We start from the raw sequence: 19,696 nt of genomic DNA on the forward strand, positions 1-19,696 counted from the left end.
TTTACACCAGGCGGCACCGATACAGCTACCGGCCACATTCCAATCCGCAAGAGTATATCAGTGGGCCGATTGCAGCGACAAGCCGAAGGCGCTGCGACATCTTGTCATGCGCCTATTTTTGTTCACACTTTGCCGCTCTGCCCAAAGAAAAAGGCCGGACATGAGTCCGGCCCTGAGACGCAACTGGGGGATTAGGTGTTGCGTCGATAAAGCGTGATTACTTGCCTGCAGCAGCCTTCTTCACCGCAGCCACCGGCGCCGCAACGGCGTCGTTGGCGGCCTGCTGCTGCTCCTGCACGAGCGCATTGAGCGACTCGGCGGTCTTCTGGGTCACGGCAATAATTTCTTGCGTTACAGCCACGGCGCGCTCGGCGTTCTCGCGGCTGGCGGCGGTGCCCTTTTCCCACAGCGCACGCAGGCCATCGGCGTCGCGAGTCTCAAAGGCATCGGTGATGAAGGTGGAGGTAACTTCCGCCTGTTTTTCGAGCGCCTTGATCTGAAGCTCGGCGACCTTTTCCAGACCCTTGATCGCCAGGGACTGAGCCTTGAAGGCGCTGTCGGCGAGCTGTTTGGCGTAAGCAAAAATCTGGGAATTGAGTTGCTGCGTCATGACTTGGTCCCTCGACGGGAGTTTGGGTAGTGGGTGTAGCCTACCGAGTCATTTGCTGCAATGCAATATATTTTTCATGGCAAAACAGACATGTCACGAAAAATTCAATAAATTCTTGGGTTTAAGACCAAGCCATGAAATTTTGCGACGCGTCAAAAACTGTCACGGCTGCTACTTGCGCCCGAGGTGCACGTCTCATGCACGACCACTTTGTCCAGACCAGGCAAGCGCGGCTCCAGGCGCCGGAAGATCCAGCGCGCCAGCACTTCGCTGGTGGGGTTCTCCAGCCCATCGATGTCGTTGAGGTAGTGATGATCGAGCTGGTCATAGATCGGCGCGAAGGCCGTCTTCACGTCGGCGAAGTCCATGACCCAGCCCAGCGACGGATCCGGCTCGCCCGCTACGTGGATCTCGACACGGAAGGAATGCCCGTGCAGTCGCGCGCATTTATGGCCCAGCGGCACGTTCGGGAGTCGATGGGCCGCTTCGATGTGGAAGACTTTGAAGATATGCATGGCGCCATTCTACCGCTTGCGAGATGCGCCTTCCGAGGTATACCGCCCGCCATCTCTCCTCACGCCCCCAAGAGCAAGGGTCATACACACACGCGTTGCACGCCGGGTTGACGTGCACAGTGGCTTAAATTGCTGACCGGAGGCGGGGGTCGTCGGCACGCGGGGAACTCAGGCAATCAACGCCCTTCTGCGCGTCACCCGCGACTACACCTCGCCGTCCCTTGAAGATGATGTGTGAGCGGGTGCTCCTTGCCGAGAGGGTAGGGCGATGTGCAGGTTGTTGTCTGCCGCTACCGTCGCTGCACTGACGGCGGCGATCGTTCCAGGCTTGGCCGCGGCTGCCGATGGCGGCTCGAACCTCCTTTTGCGTGGGGGGTCCGTCGCTGCCTACGCAGGGCCTCAAACGAATGGTCGCGCCGACCCACTGGACACGGCTCTGGCAAGCGCACCGAACCGGGCGGCGCCCGTCACCACCCAGGATGCCGTCCGCCTGGCGGCGGCGATGAACGAAGCCTGGGCGTTTCCCGCCGCCGGCGGCCGCAGCGACTGGAGTCGGGACGTCGGGCGATGGAGCTTCGCTTCGGTGACGACCTCTTACAACGGCTCGCCCGATGCGTTCAATCTCCAGGCCGGAAGCCTGCCGAGCAGCCCCACCTTCGGGGCCACGGGTGACGCCGCGGTCGCCCGTACGCAGCTCCTGGCCGGCTATCGCATCACACCGACCGACCGGATCGCGGTGTCGTATGGCGTGACTACGTCCAGCAGCAACCTTCAGAGCGGGCGGCGCAGCAAAGCCGCCTACAACTTCTGGACCCTCACGCCCAAGGTGGCCTACATCAAGACCCTGGCCAGCGGTGACACGGATGCCTCCACCATCGTTGCGATCGGCTGGTTCTCGCGCAAGACCAATGCGATCTACCAGAACAGTGCCGTCGGTCGCATCGAGACCGTGGTGATGCGGCAAACCACGGGCGGCTGGGGCGTCGGTGGCGTGGCTGCTGCGATCGAACATTACTCGCAGGATCCGACCGCACCCAGCTATGCCATGCCGCACAACCCGAACTTCAATGGCGTGGGGCTCGGCGTGGGGCCGCAGACCAACTGGAACACGAAATGGCAGGGCGGAAACATCGAATTTCGCTATCGCTGGATCTACGAATTCAATGGTCCTGGCGGACGCGCGGACCAGCCCATGTTGCTCTCGGCCACCGTGCATTTGTAAGGCCACGCTTGGCGCCGCCGATGCGAGGGACGCGAGACCCACCGTGCGACAGGGGCTGGCCATCCTGGCACGTCAAAAGCACAGCTTCCCCGACGATCGGCTCGATCTCAGGAGGGACGCGCTCACTCCGCGTGGTCCATGTGGTCGCCCAGGATCATCACGTTGAGCTCGCGACTCTTCCAGAAGATGTGATGGATACGCGGTCGCAGCTTCTCCAGCAGCGATTCGCCCGCGCGATCGAAGGTCAGCAGGACGGCAGGCCGCGAACCGTCGCCCGGCACCTGCTCGATTCGGTCATAGGCCGGAAAACCGTACTTGTCGAGGAAGGCCGCGATCTCCTCGTCGGACGTGCCCGGTTCGATATTGCCAAGCAGTAAGCGGGCCATGAACGCTCTCCCGTAGCCATTGTCCGGTGCAGCGCCGGCGCCATCGCCTGCGCCGGTCAGTATTTCTCGTCGATGAAGCGGTAGGGATAGTCCGGCTCGCGGTAATCACCCCGTTTCTCGCGCTTGGGCAGGACCACTTTTTCGCGCGGCACTTCCTTGTACGGAATGCGGCTGAGCAGGTCGTTGATGATGTTGAGGCGGGCGCGTCGCTTGTCGTTGGAGTTGACCACCAGCCACGGTGCGAACTCCGTGTCGGTCGAGCGAAACATGTCGTCGCGTGCGCGCGAGTAGTCGTACCAGCGGCCATAGGACTTCAGGTCCATCGGCGACAGCTTCCAGATCTTGCGCCCATCGTCGATGCGCCCCTGCAAACGGCGCGTCTGCTCGGCTTCATCCACTTCCAGCCAGTACTTCAGCAGGGTGAGGCCAGAATGGACCATGCCGCGCTCCACCAGCGGCGCCACGCGCAGGAAGCTCTCCACCTGTTCGTCGGTGCAAAAACCCATCACACGCTCGACGCCGGCGCGGTTGTACCAGCTGCGATCGAAAATCACGATCTCACCCGCCGCCGGCAAATGGGGCAGGTAGCGCTGGATATACATCTGGCTCTTCTCGCGCTCGGTGGGTGCAGGCAGCGCGACCACGCGGAACACGCGCGGGCTCACCCGCTCGGTGATGGCCTTGATGGCACCACCCTTGCCTGCGCCATCGCGCCCTTCGAAAACGATGCAAATCTTGGCGCCATGCTTCTGCACCCAGCCCTGCAGCTTCACCAGCTCGACGTGCAGCTGCTGGAGTTCGCTTTGATAGTCCTTGTTCTTGAGCTTCGTCGGGCCGGCGGAGTCGTCCGCCTTGGCTTCCTTCTTGTCCTTTGCCATCGCATCGCCCCTCATGTTCCCGCGCCACCCTGGCGTTTCAGGGCGGACACCGTGGACCTGGCTGGCACGCCAACCCTCGACGAAGGCCAACGGCGTCGCCATCGTTCGCACGAAACAACCTTTGCAGCCGCACCAGCCTTGCCGCATATGGCGAACTTATCGCCGCCGCCATGAAGATCTCGTCACGTTTGCGGCTTCGGTGGCAGCGGCGGCGGCAGGATCGGGACAGAGGCGCCGCGGTCGGCCCAGCCGTTCCGGGGGGGGAGTACCCCGAGCCCGCAGACGAAGCCGGACATCCATGCCAAGCGATCGCGCCCGCAGGTCAAACCAACATGCACAGAAGATTGACAGGCATGGTGTCTAAATAAGGCGCTGAAAGCGCACCTGGTCGTCACGAAGGAAGATTTCGAGCCGACAGCTCCACGACTTTCATGATGCCGGCAGCCGCCGACGACTAGCCCGCGCTCTCCGCGTAGTCAATGACTGACTAGATGCTCTTCTTGGGGGCATGGCGATGAGTCCGCTCTTCCGTACCGCCGCTGTATCGCTGGTGGCGCTGTTCTGGTCAGTGCCGGTGCTCGCTGGAGGCGAGGGCGCGGATGGTCAGGCACCGGGCTCCCCAGTCCCATTCCATACGCTGTCGGGACAGGTCGAGCCGGACCGGGCCTGGAGTTCCAGCACGACCTCTGACCATGGCTTGCCAGGGCCCGCAGCGCCCATCCCGGACGCGACCCAAGCTATTGCAGAGTTCAGCGGAGACTGGCTGCTTCCGGCCAGGAGCGACATGCATGCATGGGGTGGGACACCAAGCCGCTGGAGCTTCGCGTCGCTGGTAATCTCCCCTTACGCAGCTGCCCCGATCCCCGCCGGCATTGAAGCCGACGCACTCGGCGTCGATCCGGCGAACGGCCATTACGCACCCTCCTATGTGCCGGTGATCGCCAGCTATCGCATCAGCCAGACGGCCCGTATCGCATTTTCGTTGGGCGCGGCCTCGTCTTCGAACGGCTTCCAAACCGCGCGCCGCAGCAGCACCAGTTCGGACGTCTGGGCCATCAAGCCCAGAGTGGCCTATACGAAGGTTTTTTCCGGCTCGGATGTCGAATCCTCCACCGTTTTCGCGATGGGTGTGTTCTCGCAAAAATCCAACGCGATGTATCGGAACGGCTTCGTTGGACGCTTCGAATCGATGCTGATGAAACGAACCCCGGGCGGCTGGGGATATGGCGGCGTCGCCGCTGCCATCGAGCAACCCAACTCCGACCCTGGCAGCATGCCGGGCCGCGGCGCGAACTACACGGCAAATAGCGGTCTCGCCCTGGGCGTCGGTCCCCAGGTCTCCTGGGCCCACCGATGGATGGGCAGCAATATTGAATTGCGCTCGCGCTGGATCTACGAATTCCACGGCCCCAACGGCCATACGGACCAGCCGATCATGCTGACGGCCACGCTGCGCCCCTGAGTTCAATGGCATGCTCACGGCGCACGCCGTGCCGACCACGCGCTGACCCATCTCCGGCTTTACCGCAGGGACCAGGGAGGGCTGGTCCGAGGCCAGCTTGTCCATGGAAGGTGTAGCGACGCCCTGCTTCTCCTTAACGCGCGGATTTCGATGGGCAACTCGGTCGGGCTCCGGGAAGCGCTGCGTTATATGCGTAAAGCTTGCTCAGCCGAACGACGGTCTTGGCGTTCCGACCCACCGGGCGCCCACCGTTAGCCGACGTTGCGGTCTGGGTGACGGCGCGACGCGTGACAAATGCGCGGCCGTCCGCATGGGGTTCTTGTTAAGCTCTGCACGCGAGAGGCATAGTCACCTAGCAAGACCACGATGTCGGGAGAAAGCATGCGGGTGCGCCTGGAAGATGTAGCGCGAGCGACGGGTGTCTCGCCTAAGACAGTTTCCCGCGTCTTGAATGAAGAGCCGTCGGTCAAGGACTCCACGCGCCAACGCGTCCTGGCCGCCATGGCGTCGATGAATTATCGCCCGAGCCCGGCAGCACGGGGTCTGGCCGGCAACCGTTCGTTCCTGGTTGCCATGCTGTACAACAACAACAACAACCCGGCCTCGACCTATCTCGCCGAGATCCAGGATGGCGTACTCGATGCATGCGACGCACATCGCTACAGCATGATGGCCTGCCCCTTGCGCATGCGCGGGCAGGATTTTATGCGTCGAGTCGATGCCTTGATTTCCGATCACCAGATCGATGGCGTCATCGTCACGCCGCCGCTCACCGACTACCCGCCACTATTGCAGCGCCTGAAAGAGTCCGGCGTTCCTCATGCCAGCATCTCCCCAGTCCACCGCGAAGGCGTCATTGGTGTGTGCATGGACGAGCAGCAGGCTGCCAAAGCGTTGGTCACCCACCTGGTCGAACTTGGACACCAGCGGATTGCGCACATCGTAGGTATCGCCAACCATGGTGCCAGTCGCTGGCGACTGGCTGGCTACAAGGACGCATTGGCTGCCGCCGGCATGCCTTGCGATCCCGACTATGTGGTCCAGGGGGAATTTACGTTCGGCTCCGGTGTGGTTGCCGCACGGCAGCTGTTTGCACTGCCTAGACCTCCCACCGCGATCTTCGCCGCCAACGATGACATGGCAGCCGGCGTCATGTGGGCAGCCAACGAACGTGGCCTGAAGATACCGCGTGATTTGTCCGTCTGCGGGTTTGACGACACGCCCTTGGCGACCCAGTTGTGGCCACCGCTGACCACGGTGAGGCAGCCAAGCAAGGAGATGGGGAAGCTGGCTACTTTGCAGCTCATGGAGATTCTTCGCGGGCGTGGCGCGGGATTGCTCATACAAGTCCCTTACTCGCTTCAACTGCGCGAATCGACCGCCGCCGTACCCTGATGGCTAGCGGTTGTCCCAGGACGCCATCGCCCCCTGACCCGTCCCGCCGGGTGCGACACCCACGCTCCTAGAACGCGTGTCGACGCCGCGGACGGCGCTGTTGCGGCGCAAATTGACAGCGCTGTCATTTCTGTCAGTCTGCGCCGTGACTGGCTCCGAGGGGGAACCAGTCCCCCCTGATGGAGAGAGCTGTGCTGGCGTCCGTTCGTCGATTGCGTAGTGTCCCGTCCGTCGTGGCCATGCTGCTGGCCGGCATGCAGGGTGGCCAGGCATGGGCCGATAGCGCCGCCACCGTGCACCCCGACCAATGGCCACGCGCCAGCTGGCCGCTGCCGCAGAGCGCACCACTGGAACAGCGCCTTGCTTCGCTGATGGCCAAGATGACCGTGGAGGAGAAAGTCGGCCAGCTGATCCAGGCGGATATCCTCAGCGTGACGCCCGAGGACGTGCGCAAGTATCGGCTCGGCGCGATTCTCGCCGGTGGCAACTCCAGGCCGAACGGTGAGCTGTTCGCTGATGCCGAGCAGTGGAAGAAACTGTCCGATGCGTACTATCGCGCCTCGATGGACACCAGCGACGGTCACGTGGCGATCCCGCTGCTGTTCGGCATTGATGCTGTGCACGGGCACAACAACACCGTCGGCGCCACCTTGTTTCCGCAAAATTCCGCGCTCGGTGCCGCGCACGATCCGGCGCTGATGCGCGAGATCGCTGCGGCCACGGCCGAGGAAGTACGCGCCACCGGCATCAACTGGACGTTCGCACCCACTATTGCGGTGCCGCAGGATGTGCGCTGGGGCCGTTCTTACGAAGGTTTTTCGCAGGATCCTCAGCTAGTCGCGCGCTACGCCGTGGCGATGGTCGAGGGATTGCAGGGTAAGGTCGGCACGCCGCAGTTCCTCGACAGTTCGCATGTCGTCGCCACCGCCAAGCATTTCCTTGCCGATGGCGGTACCAAGAACGGCAAGGACCAGGGCGATGCCGAGATTGACGAGTCCGCCCTGCGCACGCTTCACGCCGCGGGCTATGCGCCGGCCATCGACGCCGGCGTGCAGACCGTGATGGCCTCGTTCTCGGGCTGGAACGGCGTGAAGATGCACGCCAACAAGGGCTTGCTGACCGATGTGCTTAAAGGGCGCATGGACTTCCAGGGCATGGTGGTCGGCGACTGGAATGCCCACGGCCAGATTCCGGGCTGCACCAACGAGGATTGTGCGGCCTCCATCAATGCCGGTGTCGACATGTTGATGGCGCCCGACAGCTGGCGCGGCCTGTACGAGCACACGCTGGCGGAAGTGAAGTCCGGCGTGATTTCGACGGCACGTCTTGATGATGCGGTGGCGCGCATCCTGCGCGTGAAAATTCGTGCCGGTCTGTTCGACGCTGGTTTGCCGTCGACACAGCCGCTGGCGGCGAAATCGGCCGAGGTGGTTGGTAGTGCGGCTCACCGTGCCATCGCACGCCGTGCCGTGCGCGAATCGCTGGTGTTACTGAAGAACAACGATGGCCTGCTGCCGCTCGATCCGCGCCAGCACATCCTGATCGCCGGTGACGGTGCGGACAATATTTCCCGCCAGAACGGCGGCTGGACGCTGACCTGGCAAGGCTCCGGTCTGAAGAACTCGAATTTCCCGCATGCGCAGTCGATCGGCGCGGGAATGGCCGAGCAGGTCAAGGCGGCGGGTGGCCAGGCGGAGATTGCCGCCGATGGTCGCTATACCCGCAAGCCCGATGTGGCCGTGGTGGTGTTTGGCGAGGATCCGTACGCCGAATTCCAGGGCGATATCCCCAACCTGATGTATCGCCCTGGCGACGACCATGATCTCGCCTTGATCCGCCAACTGCGTGGCGAAGGCGTGCCCGTGGTTGGCGTCTTTCTTACCGGACGCACGCTGTGGGTGAATCGCGAAATCAATGCCGCGGATGCCTTCGTGGTGGCATGGCTGCCCGGCAGCGAAGGCGGTGGCGTGGCCGATGTACTGCTGCGCAAGCCTGACGGGCAGGTTGCCTACGACTTCCACGGCAAACTGGCTTATGCGTGGCCACGAACCGCCGTGCATGGACAGGGTGCGCCGCAATTCGCGCTCGGCTATGGCCTGACCTATGCCGATCACGCGACCTTGCCAAAGCTCTCCGAACTCTCGGGCATCAGCGGCGAGCAGATTCCGGTAGGCAATTACATCGATCGCGGCAAGGCTGTGCATGGCTACAGCTTCCTTCTCGTCGGCGCGGACCAGGCCCCTGTTTCCGCCGACGTATCGCCAGCCCGGACGAGTGACGGCAGCCTTGGCATGAGCTCGCTCGATTACCAGGCGCAGGAGGATGCTCGACGCTTCATCTGGCAAGGTGACAAGGCGCAGCTGGCGGTTCATGCGCGCGCACCGATGGACCTCGATCGCGAAACCAATGGTGACGTTCTCCTGGTGACGACGTTGCGCGTCGACGCGCTACCCACGCAAGACGTGTGGATCGGCATGGGCTGCGGCAAAGGTTGCCAGGGGCGCGTGCCACTGGGCGCGCAACTGGCCAAGCTGCCGGCGGGGCAGTGGATCCGTATCGGCGTTCCGCTCAAGTGCTTCCGTGCTGCGGGCGCGGACATGCATCACATCGACCAGCCGTTCGCGCTGGGCGGCGGCCGGGGCACCGAGCTGGCAATGGCCCGGGCCGCGCTGGGCACGGACGTGGATCAGGTCATCAACTGCGCCAAGTAGCTTTAGCTGCTACTTGCCCAAGCGGCTGTTCGATGACCTTGGTACGCGCACCTGAAACCTGCAGTGCAGCGCCGAATAGATCGGGCGCCGACTTTCGAGCCCGGGCCATTTCCTGACATCGGACGTTAAGACGCCCATTTGCTCTGCACCATTAAATGGCCTTTGGTGCGCCGAATGAAGGGCGCAAGGCGAGGTGCGGCAAGGGTTGCGGGAGTTTTCGAGGGCTTGCTGCCGTGCGGCAAGCTTCTCGGCCAGAAGCGCCTTATCATCGACAAATGACAGCGCTGTCATTTTGTAGTCGGCGGCATTGTCGGGGGAGTGAGGAATTTCGTTGTCGTTGACGTCGTCGTCGCCGAGGTATGTGGCGGCTAACAACTATCCGAACGAATGAGAGGGGAAGTTCAATGAAGTTGAGATACTCGGCGCTGCATGTCGCCATGGCACTCGCACTCGCACCGGGCACGGTGCTTGCCGCGGAGCAGGATGGCGGACCGCAGAACGCGCCATCGCAGAATCCGCCGTCCCAGAATCCGACGGCACCCGACCGCAAGGTCAAGCAGTTGTCTGCCATCTCGGTCACGGCGACCAAGCGTGAAACGCCGCTGCAGAAGACGCCCATCGCTGTCACGGCGATTACCCCCGATACGCTCGACAAAGAGCGCGTGATGACAGTGCAGGACCTGACCAGGCTCGTGCCAGGCCTGCAAGGTACGTCCGAGGGTGATCATGGCGTGGTCACGCTGACCTTGCGCGGCATCGGCAATGACAGCGCCAAGACCGAGTACGCCGATCCTGAAGTGGCCACCTTCGTCGACGGCGTGTATGCAGCGCGCGCCGAAGCCGCCTCGTCCCTGCTGCTGGATATGGACGGTGTGGAAGTGCTGCGTGGCCCCCAGGGCACGCTGTGGGGCCGCAACTCCACCGCAGGCGCCATCAATTTCCAGACTGCCAAGCCGGACATCAGCGGCGGTTTCTATGGCAACGGGCAGATCGAAGCCGGCAACTTCAACCAAATTGGCACGCGCGCCGCGATCAACCTGCCCATCAGCAGCACCTTTGCCATGCGCGTAGCGGTGGTGCACGAGCAGCATGATGGCTATGTCAGCTACCAAAACCCGGCCAGCGAGATCCCATCGGTAGCGCAGCAGCAGGCGACCTATCTGGCCCAGGGTGGCAACGCGGCGAGCTTCCAGCCGATCAATCTCAACCAGTTCATTCAAAGCGGCCCGAAGTACAACTCGCAGAATCAGTCGGCCGCCCGCGTGAGCGCACTGTGGCAGCCCAGTGACACCTTCAAGTGGAACTTGTCGTACGAGTATTTCGTCGACCGCGGTACCCCCAACCTGAGCCTGATGCAGTCACCACGTGAGGGTCAGGACTTTTGGTCCGCGCTGATCAACACCGCGCCCTACCTGGACCGAACCTCCAAGACCGTGCGTAGCCGCATGGACTGGGACTTCACCGACGGCATGGAACTGTCCTATATCGCCGGCTACAACCGTTACTCGGGCAAGAGCGACTTCGACCAGGACGTCGGCGTGGCCGTGCCCACCAGTTTCACCACGGGAGGCGTGACCCAGGAAGACCGCACCAACTACTCCAACTACGAAAGCTACAGCCACGAAATCGACGTGAAGTCGACCGGCCAGCAGACCATCGACTGGATTGTCGGTGCGTACTACGAGCACGAAGACAACAACATCCGTTTCGATATTCCGATCATGAACGGAACCGAGCAAGGCTCGGTCAACTGGCAGGGTTCGTTTATCCAGCCGAAGGAGACGGTGGAGTCGAAGGCGGTATTCGGTCAGGCCACCTGGCATATGTCCGATCACTGGCGCTTGACCGGCGGCGCACGCTGGTCGCATGACGACAAGGCCAACGAAGGTGGCGTCAACTGGGACTGGGCCTACGATCCCAGCGTGCCGCAAATTCCGATCTCGCCGGGCGTTCTGCCATCACCGGCAACCGGCTTCAGCGCGGGGCAGTTGAACACCGCTTCGTACAGCAAGAGCAAGGTCACCGGGCTGCTGCGTGTAGACACGGATATCAGCGAGCATGGCCTGGCTTACGCCAGCATTTCCACCGGCTACAAGTCGGGTGGCACGCAGGACGGTGGCGCGCTGTACCAACCCGAAACGCTCACCAACTATGAAATTGGCACCAAGTTCGCCTTCCTCGATGGTCACCTGACCTGGAATAGCGCGATGTACTACATGGACTTCAAGAACTTCCAGCTGTCCGCACCCATCACCTATGCCAATGGCGCCCATGGCCTGGGCTTCTCCAATGTGCAGGGCGACACGGAAGTGTTCGGCATCGAATCGGAGCTGGCGGTGCAGCTACAGAATGACCGCGCCAATCTGATCTTCTCGGCGATCCCGAAGAAGCGGATCGGTACCCTGCTATACGCCGGCAGCAACGACTATGCGGGATTCCCGGCGTGCCCACCGACCGCGCCCCTGGGCGTTGGCAACTGCCTGAATGTGACCGGCAACGACTTGCCACACGCGCCGGACGTCTCGCTAACCGCCATCTACGAGCACGACTTCCACCTGGGGAATGGTGCCCGCCTGACGCCGCGCCTCAGCGCCCAGTACCAGAGCATGCAGTGGCTGAGCTGGTTCAACCTGGGGGCATCGGACCAGCAGAAGGCGTACGTTCGCGGCGACCTGTCGCTGCGCTACACCGAGCCGGGCGACCGCTGGTACGTCAACGCGTATGTGCAGAACGTCTCGGACGGCCGCATCAGGACCAGCGCAGGCAGCAGCATGGTCAATGGCAACCTGGTTTACATCTCCCAGTACCTGCCGCCACGCACCTACGGTGTCCAGCTGGGCTTCTGGTTCTAGTGATCCCACCCCAGTGGCCCACACCGCGACACACCGGCTGTTCTCCCGACGGCATCTCCATTGAGATGCCGTCCCCTCCCGAGAATGGCGACTTGGCTGGATCCTTGTGGGGGGATCCGGTCCTTCTCTGGCATGCTGTGATCGTTGATTCATGGGGATGTTCGCGGGACTGTGGGCCGGCGTTGAAACACGCTTCCCGCGTCGCTCGCAACCGACCCGGTGCGGGATATGTGACACGCCTAACTTAGGCTTTGCTGCGCAGAGTGGCGGAGTTGCAATCGGGTACCCAACGGCTGTATCCAGTGATCGCCGCTTGCACTGCCAGCAAAAGGGATTGAGACATGTCGCGATTGAAGAAAGTACTCGTCGTGGGCGGCGGCACGGCCGGATGGCTGGCGGCGTGTTACCTGGCGAAGGCGATGAATGCGGTCCACCCGGATGGCGTGCAAGTGCATCTGGTCGAGTCGGACAACATCGGACTGCTTGGCGTGGGCGAGGCTACCTTTCCCTCGATTCGCGGCACGCTGTCAGCCATTGGTCTGGATGAACGACGCTTCCTGGTGGGCGCCACGGCGACCTACAAGCAAGGCATCCATTATCGCCACTGGGTGAGGCCGCCCGGCACGCCCGGTCATGATCACTTTTTTCACCCCTTCAGCCAGCCCAGCCAGCGCCCTGGGGGCCCCGAGCTGTTGCCGTACTGGTTATTGGGAGCCGCTCCCGAGGGTATGCCATTCGCCGATGCAGTGACCATGCAAAGCATGCTGGTCGATCACGGCCGCGGCCCCAAGCGCCTGAAGGACCCTGACTATCAAGGGCCGATGAATCACGCGTTCCACTTCGATGCCGCCTGCTTCGCCAAGGTGCTGGCGGAGCACGGCCAGGAGGTACTGGGCGTCAAACGGCTCGTCGCAACGGTGGAGCGCGCGGAGCTCGATGAGCAAGGCGCTATCGCGCTCGTGGTCACACGTGAGTTGGGCGCACTCAGCGCCGACCTTTACGTGGATTGCACCGGCCTGCGCGGCACCTTGATCGGCGGGATCATGCAGTCGCCGTTTCACAGCCGCCGCGATGTACTGTTCGCCGACCGCGCGGTGGCGATGCAGGTGCCTTATGCGCAAGCGGATTCGCCGATCCCTCCGTACACCATCTCGACCGCGCAGGAAGCCGGCTGGATCTGGGACATCGGCCTGCAGAAGCGCCGCGGCGTCGGCTACGTGTATTCCTCGCGACACACCGACGATGCGCGCGCCGAGGAAGTGTTCCGCCGCTATCTCGCTCCGGCCGGTGATGAACTGAAGGCAATCAACATCAAGTTCGAAACCGGCTACCGGCCCGAGCACTGGCGCAAGAACTGTGTGGCGGTCGGCCTGGCCGGCGGCTTCGTCGAGCCGCTGGAATCGACCGGCATCGCGCTGATCGAAATAGCCACGTACCTGCTTACCCATCTGCTGCCGGGTGACACCGACGACATGGAACGCGCCGCGCGCCACTTCAACACCATGATGGTAGCCCGCTACGACCGCATCATCGACTTCATCAAGATGCATTACTGCGTGAGCCAGCGGCGCGACACGGCGTTCTGGATCGACAACGCCGACCCCGCCAGCATCCCGCAAACCCTGCAGGACAAGCTCGCGCTATGGAGGAACCGGCCACCGCATCGCCTCGATTTCGTCAGCGACCTGGAGATGTTCATGGCCTCCAGCTGGCAATACGTGCTCTACGGCATGGAGTTCAAAACGGATATGGAACCCATGCGCGGCAACTATCCACGCTTCGATGAGGCGCGCCAGGAGTTCGCCACCATCCAGCAAGTGGCCGCCCTCGCCCTCAACGACCTTCCTGATCACCGCGCACTGGTCGAGCACATGTGCAACGAATACCGGCAACGGACAAACCTGCAGGGCACGGCGGCGTAGTTCGAGTCGCTTCCGAGCCGCGCCAAGGTGAAGTAAACGCCGGCGCGGGTGTCTCCTCCCAGGAACTAAGCCAAGCCACGCGTTCCATGCCGCGCCAAGGTCAAACGGGTCATCGGCATGGCCAGCGTCGTACTGATCAGTGCCATGATCAGCACCGCCGAAAATATCGTGGGGGAAATCACCTTGACGTCCAGCAAGATGGTCGCAACCACGATTTCCATCAGGCCTTTAGCCTGGGCCAGCGCGCCCAGGCCAAGCGAGAACCGCCAGGACTCGCCGGTCATGCGCGCGGTGAGCGCTGTCCCGGCGATCTTGCCGACGACGGCAAACAAGGTAAGCAGCACCGTGATTTCGAGGAAACCGGGTGATGCCACGTCAATAAATACTTTCAGGCCCGTAACAATGAAGAAGAACGGCAACAGGATGTTGACGGTTAATGGCTCTATTCGCTCCAAAAGTATTGAGCGCCAGGTCGTGGGAATGATCGTACCCGCAATAAACGCACCAAGCAGATAGTGCAAGCCTAGCCATTCGGTCATGGCTGCTGACAGGATCGCGGCAACACAAGCGATGATAAGCATGGTATCGGTCGACACCTGAGTGCGACCAGCGTAACGCGCAAGCCACGGACGCACGACGCCGAGCATGCCGCCGAAGTAAAGCAGACTGGAAACAATCTCGACGACGTTGCTTGATGCGCCTGATCCGTCTAGCTGCAATCCGGCAAGAAAAACCGCCAGGACAATCCAGAGTGCGCCGTCATTCGCCGCTGCCAAGGTCAGCGCAAATTGCCCCAGTCGGTGATCGAGCAGATCCAGCTCGCGCAGGATCGCCGCCAGCACCGGCAACGCCGTAACCCCGCAACATATACCGATGGCGACCGCAAACTGGATGGCGGAATGTCGTGGGTCAAGCAGTTGCGGATACATCGCGGCAATCACCATGCCCACCGAAAACCCGAGCAGCGAAGGCACCAACATGCTCGCTCCGGATATCAAGGCAAGCGCCCTCCCATCGCCCCGAAGCGTCTTGAAATCCAAGTGCATTCCCGTAACCAGCGCAAAGAAAAGCAGCGCGATCGCGGACACGTGCGATAGAAAAACGAGGGAGGCCGGAGAGAATATCATCGCGTAAGCAGCCGGCGCCCAACGTCCGAAGCATGAGGGCCCCAATACCACTCCGAATAGGATCTGCACCACCACCAGCGGTACCATCGACATGAGGCGCAGTTGATAGGCAATTAACGGCGGCAGGGCGACGATAAACATGGCCTGCAGTAGAAATACCAACATGTCGATCATCCGTCCCCTGATCAAGGCATTATTCGATGATCACCCAGTAACAGCAATTGTTTCGTGACACCCTTCAGTATGGCGCCATGTACACGGCGTAGCCGCCATTCAAGCAATCATCCTGCAAGCGGCCAACGCATCAATGACTACGCAAGGACTTCGGAGAGGGCTGTACGACAATCCATGGCCTGAGCAGAAAATGCCGAGGACGGATCGGTTTCGCTCGTGGATTGCAGTCAGGACAGGTCGCTTCACCGCGCTGCGACCCATCGGGCGAAGCTCACCATCTTTCATGGTCTCTGCTACCTCTTGCCGCGTTCGCGACTGGCCGACGTCGGCGACGGTAACGACCTGGAGCGTTTGCTGACATCGGCGCGAGCAGACTGATTCGCCGCCACTTCGGCCAAGGCCGTGCGAGCTTCGGCCACGATCTCCCTGAAGCGCGTGGTGACAGCGTCCTTCTGCACCTGTTCGATGGATGGCCCGAGCGCATCGCGAACTACCGTTTCGACCGCCACCTGCGCCTTGAGCCATTGCGGCATCAGCGGCGCGGCGGTGAATTCGCGTACGTGTGCTGCCGCAGCCAGGAAGCGCGCGGCCCGCTTCACCTCGCCACGCTCGCTCAGCAAATAAGCTGCACCTTCGACGCAGCCGGCCACGCCGCGCCAGTCCTCGAGTTCGACGAAGGCCTCGATGGTTGCCAGCCAGTCTCCCGCCGCCCCGGGCAGTTGACCCAGGTAATAGCGCTGCAGGGCCCGGTTGATCAGCACGTACGCCTGTTGATACACGCCATGGCCGGGCGTCGACACCGCGTCGAACGCTTCGCCGAGACAAGCCTCCGCCTCGTCGTGCTGCTCGCTCAAGGCGAACGCAATGCCTCGGCCCAACAGCGCCATCGAGCGTAGCCACGCGTCGCCCTGAACGTCCGCGATGATCTGCGCCGAAGCCGCACAGGCCTCCGCGCCGGCGATATCCCCAGAGGTCGCCAACTCGAACGCCAGTACGGCCCGGCCTGCACCCGCCAGGCTCGACTCCCCCAGCTGCTCCGCCAACGCGATGCCGTCGCGCAGCAGTTCCTGCGCGCGCTCGTGCACCTGCAACTGGTGTTGCATGATGCCGCAGGCAATGAGTGCCTGCGCCCGCTGCCGTGTCAGCGCCAGCCCCAGGCACAACGCCTGGTCGAGCCAGCGCGCGGCCTCACCGTAGTCGGCGCCCATCCTGAAGTACCAACACAGGTTGCCGCTCAGGGCCAGCGCCATGTCGACGCGATCCCGTCGCGACACGGCATATTCGAATGCCGCGTGCAGATCGGCCCATTCGTGTCTGACTCGTTCGCACCACAGCTGCTCATGCTCGCCACGTATTTCCGCGTCGACCCGCTCTGCGAGACGCACGAAATGCGCCAGGTGCGCGTCGCGCACGCGTTCCACATCGCCGTTCTCGGCAAGTTTCTCCAGGGCGTAGAGCCTCACGCTGTCGAGCAGGCGATAGTTCGGCGGCAGCGTAGCGGTGTTGACGACCAGCAAGGATTTGTCGACCAGTCCACCCAACGCATCCATGACCTGTTCGTCATAGAGGCCGAAGACCGCGCCGACCGCGCTGGCTCCGCCCAGCGTACATGGACCAATGAAGACACTGAGTCCGCCGAGCAGCGAGCACTCGCGCCCCGACAACAACGCGAAGCTCCAGTCGATCAGCGCACGCAGGGTCTGGTGGCGGGCCGGCCAGCTGGGACAGCCCTCGGCGATATTCAGCAAATGGACGTCCATTCGCTGCAACAGCTGTTCGGGGCTCAGCAGGCGTAGTCGTGCCGCCGCTATCTCCAAAGCCAGCGGCAATCCATCCAGGCGACGGCAGATCTCGGCAACCGTGGACGCGTTGGCCAGGGTCAGCGCGAAGCCCGATGCAAACGCACGCGAGCGCGCCAGTAGCAGCTTCACCGAAGGCACCTGGGACAGGCGCGCGACATCCTCGTCCGTGTTCCATTCGCCCACCGGCGGCACATCCAGTGGCGGGAGCCAGTAGAGCGTTTCGCCCGCGCAGTTCAGGCGGTGCTGGCTGGTGACCAACACGCGCGGATCCACGCTTGCCGCCAGCAAGACCTCGATCGCCGCCGCTAACGGCCCGGCGATACGTTCGCAGTTGTCGAACACCAGCAAGACGTGACGCGTCCTCAGCTGCGCGCCGAGGCGTGCCATCAATTCGTCCATGCCGGCCGTGAGGCGTATATCAAACAGGCCGGCCAGCCAGCGTGCGAGCCCATCACCATCGGTTTGCGACGTGCAATCGAATAGCCACACGCCGTCCAGAAAGTCCCTGGTGACGCTCCGTGCCACTTCCAAGGCGGCCTGCGTCTTGCCGATGCCACCGGCACCAGCCACCGTCACCAGGCGGGCTTCCTGCAGCAGGTGGCCGAGCTGGGTGAGATCGTCGTCGCGTCCGATCAACGCGTCGGCCCGTTCCGGCAGGCGGGCACGGACCGGCGGCACGAAGCCCAGCGCCGGCGCCGGCTCCTGCGCCAGCTCCGGTTGCTGCTCACTGAGCGGCGCGATGAAGCGGTAGCCCAGGCCGTGCACGGTCTGGATGTAGCGCGGCTGTTCGCTGTCGTCCGCCATCGCCCTTCGCAGATGCGCAATGACCCGGCTGAGTGTAGAAGGCGTGACGAAGTTGTGTCCCCACACGGCGTCCAGCAGGTCGTCGCGGCTGATCAACTGGCCTGGGTGCGCCAGCAGCTTCAGCAGCACGGCAAAAGCTTTCGGCTCCACGGTAATTTCACGCCCATCGCGCGTCACCCGATGGGCCCACGAGTCGACGACCACGTTCGCAAACGCGAACGCAGCGGATCTCTCCTGCTCTTCCGGGTGCTTTTCGTTCGCCATGCCCCAGCGCGCCCCTTCCGGACCTGGTTATGGCGATCCTTGCCGAGTCGCGTCTTGAGATTCCCTTACCGAATCTTTAAGACTCTGCGCCCCCGAACGCACAGCTTATACCCCGACGGGCACCGCCCGCTGCCTCGCCTCCCAGCGCGGAGCAGACTTCCATGAGCGCTTGCTTGCATGCAAGCCGATACTGCCTCGCCATCTCTAATTGTCCCTGACACCTTTTCCCCTAGGTAGTTTGCGCCAACGTATGCTCGATATCGTCCTTTACAGCGGTATCGACCTCGAGAACGGGAACTCCCTGAAGTTCGTTGATGCGCCCGTGCCGCATACCAAACAAGACGCCGCTTCGCCTGTACGTTGCAGTCCATGTGACGCGACCCGAGCTTGCATGCTGGTAGTCGCCTTCGTACGTAAAGCCATTAGCGGACTTGCCGGAAACAGTTGCCATGAGCGCTACCTTCTGGTTGGTTATCGACTCAGCATAGTCCTTCGCAGGAACCGCGACGGCGTCGCCCGCACTTCACCGCGTTACCCTTAGCTAACAACTGCGAGCGCATGCTCCGGTGGCGCCAGGAAAGAAAGTCTCCTCCTTGGCAGGCGTCTCAGCCACGCGGTCCTCTCCCTAACGCCATCTGAGTACTTCTTCGATTCACATCGGAGTTGCGGTTTCGGCCGCCCAGAATCCGCCATGCGGATCATCACTCAAGGCAACCCATGTCCAATCATGATTCCAAGACTACTCACGGTTCCTCCAAGAACCTGGTCGACACTGCAGCGGCTAACGGCTCTTTCAACACTCTCGGCAAAGCTCTGGAAGCGGCCGAACTAACCCATGTCCTCAAAGGATCAGGTCCGTACACCGTCTTCGCACCGACTGACGCGGCCTTCGCCAAGCTTCCCACGGGCACGCTGGACAACTGGCTGAAGCCAGAGAACAAGGCGGAATTGATCTCCGTGTTGAAGTACCACGTGCTACCAGGCCGGACATCGGCTGTGGACGTCGAGAAACTGTCCGCACCGAAGATGATGCAGGGTCAATCTGCTGCTGTCAGGAAGGACGGTGACAAGCTGAGCATCGGCGGAGCGAACATAACGCAGCGGGATATCGCATCGAGCAATGGCTTCATCCATGCGATCGATACGGTTATTGTGCCTACCAAGCAGTAGTCGACCATGGTCTTGTGGTGAGGTCGCCCTCACCACAACACCTCGATCCAACCATCGCGGTCCCAGCCGGCCCAGTCGCTAATGCCGAGAATACGCCCCCGAGGCTCACTACCCCGAGTGGCGCGGATGACTCGCGCTACATCCACCTAAGATGTTGGTGTCGTGGTTCGCCCGTATGAGGAGCTTCTGTGTGGGCGCCTTCCTATTCCGAAGGGAGAAAAACCACCAGCGTTACGGGCAATCCGAATCACTAACGGACGGAGCCGTACGACGAGGCTCCAGCAGGGGTCGTCAAATGATAATGATGTCAAATCCCAGCCCTACCGCCGAAGGTCACCTTCGCTACCCTGTGACGAACGGCTATTTCGACATCGCTGACTTCTTCGTGATGCGCAAAGGAAA

Annotated in this window: 13 protein-coding genes; 7 read left to right on the forward strand and 6 right to left on the reverse strand. The window is 62.4% G+C overall.

The window, feature by feature from the left end:
• Positions 1 to 217: 217 nt before the first annotated feature.
• Positions 218 to 610, reverse strand: a complete 393-nt coding sequence (locus tag ACT01B_RS21335; RefSeq protein ID WP_445145202.1) for a phasin family protein — start codon at positions 608 to 610, stop codon at positions 218 to 220.
• A 152-nt stretch (positions 611 to 762) separates the two neighbouring features.
• Complete coding sequence (gene queD / locus ACT01B_RS21340) at positions 763 to 1,125, reverse strand: 6-carboxytetrahydropterin synthase QueD (protein ID WP_445145203.1); 363 nt, start codon at positions 1,123 to 1,125, stop codon at positions 763 to 765.
• A gap of 268 nt (positions 1,126 to 1,393) precedes the next feature.
• Here queD and ACT01B_RS21345 point away from each other — a divergent pair, with 268 nt between their 5' ends.
• Entirely contained in the window at positions 1,394 to 2,347 is a 954-nt protein-coding gene (locus ACT01B_RS21345) for a hypothetical protein (RefSeq protein WP_445145204.1), read from the forward strand.
• 122 nt (positions 2,348 to 2,469) lie between these two features.
• Here the strand turns inward: ACT01B_RS21345 and ACT01B_RS21350 are convergent, their stop codons facing one another.
• Both ACT01B_RS21350 and ppk2 read right to left on the reverse strand, forming a co-directional pair.
• Entirely contained in the window at positions 2,470 to 2,733 is a 264-nt protein-coding gene (locus ACT01B_RS21350; RefSeq protein ID WP_445145205.1) for a hypothetical protein, read from the reverse strand.
• Between the two features lie 56 nt (positions 2,734 to 2,789).
• The gene (gene ppk2 / locus ACT01B_RS21355; RefSeq protein WP_445145206.1) at positions 2,790 to 3,611 is read right to left on the reverse strand and encodes a polyphosphate kinase 2; all 822 of its coding nucleotides are present in this window, start codon (positions 3,609 to 3,611) and stop codon (positions 2,790 to 2,792) included.
• A gap of 550 nt (positions 3,612 to 4,161) precedes the next feature.
• On the opposite strand from ppk2, the gene ACT01B_RS21360 reads away from it, so the two are divergent.
• From ACT01B_RS21360 to ACT01B_RS21380, 5 genes are all read left to right on the forward strand, one after another.
• On the forward strand, positions 4,162 to 5,073 hold the full coding sequence (locus ACT01B_RS21360) for a hypothetical protein (RefSeq protein ID WP_445145207.1): 912 nt from the start codon (positions 4,162 to 4,164) through the stop codon (positions 5,071 to 5,073).
• Between the two features lie 381 nt (positions 5,074 to 5,454).
• Complete coding sequence (locus ACT01B_RS21365) at positions 5,455 to 6,468, forward strand: LacI family DNA-binding transcriptional regulator (protein ID WP_445145208.1); 1,014 nt, start codon at positions 5,455 to 5,457, stop codon at positions 6,466 to 6,468.
• A 179-nt stretch (positions 6,469 to 6,647) separates the two neighbouring features.
• Complete coding sequence (locus ACT01B_RS21370; RefSeq protein WP_445145209.1) at positions 6,648 to 9,179, forward strand: glycoside hydrolase family 3 N-terminal domain-containing protein; 2,532 nt, start codon at positions 6,648 to 6,650, stop codon at positions 9,177 to 9,179.
• A gap of 404 nt (positions 9,180 to 9,583) precedes the next feature.
• Positions 9,584 to 12,031 (forward strand): TonB-dependent receptor, encoded by a 2,448-nt coding sequence (locus tag ACT01B_RS21375; RefSeq protein ID WP_445145210.1) that lies wholly within the window; start codon positions 9,584 to 9,586, stop codon positions 12,029 to 12,031.
• Positions 12,032 to 12,372: 341 nt separating this feature from the next.
• Positions 12,373 to 13,953 carry a tryptophan halogenase family protein gene (locus ACT01B_RS21380; protein ID WP_445145211.1) on the forward strand — a complete coding sequence of 527 codons (1,581 nt, stop codon included), beginning with the start codon at positions 12,373 to 12,375 and terminating at the stop codon, positions 13,951 to 13,953.
• A 65-nt stretch (positions 13,954 to 14,018) separates the two neighbouring features.
• On the opposite strand, the gene ACT01B_RS21385 is transcribed toward ACT01B_RS21380, so the two are convergent.
• Both ACT01B_RS21385 and ACT01B_RS21390 read right to left on the reverse strand, forming a co-directional pair.
• Entirely contained in the window at positions 14,019 to 15,254 is a 1,236-nt protein-coding gene (locus tag ACT01B_RS21385; RefSeq protein WP_445145212.1) for a cation:proton antiporter domain-containing protein, read from the reverse strand.
• A gap of 293 nt (positions 15,255 to 15,547) precedes the next feature.
• Positions 15,548 to 18,124: an ATP-binding protein gene (locus ACT01B_RS21390; protein WP_445145213.1), complete on the reverse strand. Its 2,577-nt coding sequence runs from the start codon at positions 18,122 to 18,124 to the stop codon at positions 15,548 to 15,550.
• A gap of 717 nt (positions 18,125 to 18,841) precedes the next feature.
• On the opposite strand from ACT01B_RS21390, the gene ACT01B_RS21395 reads away from it, so the two are divergent.
• Positions 18,842 to 19,294, forward strand: a complete 453-nt coding sequence (locus tag ACT01B_RS21395; RefSeq protein ID WP_445145214.1) for a fasciclin domain-containing protein — start codon at positions 18,842 to 18,844, stop codon at positions 19,292 to 19,294.
• The last annotated feature ends 402 nt before the right edge of the window (positions 19,295 to 19,696 follow it).

The organism is Dyella sp. Tek66A03, assembly GCF_052567735.1.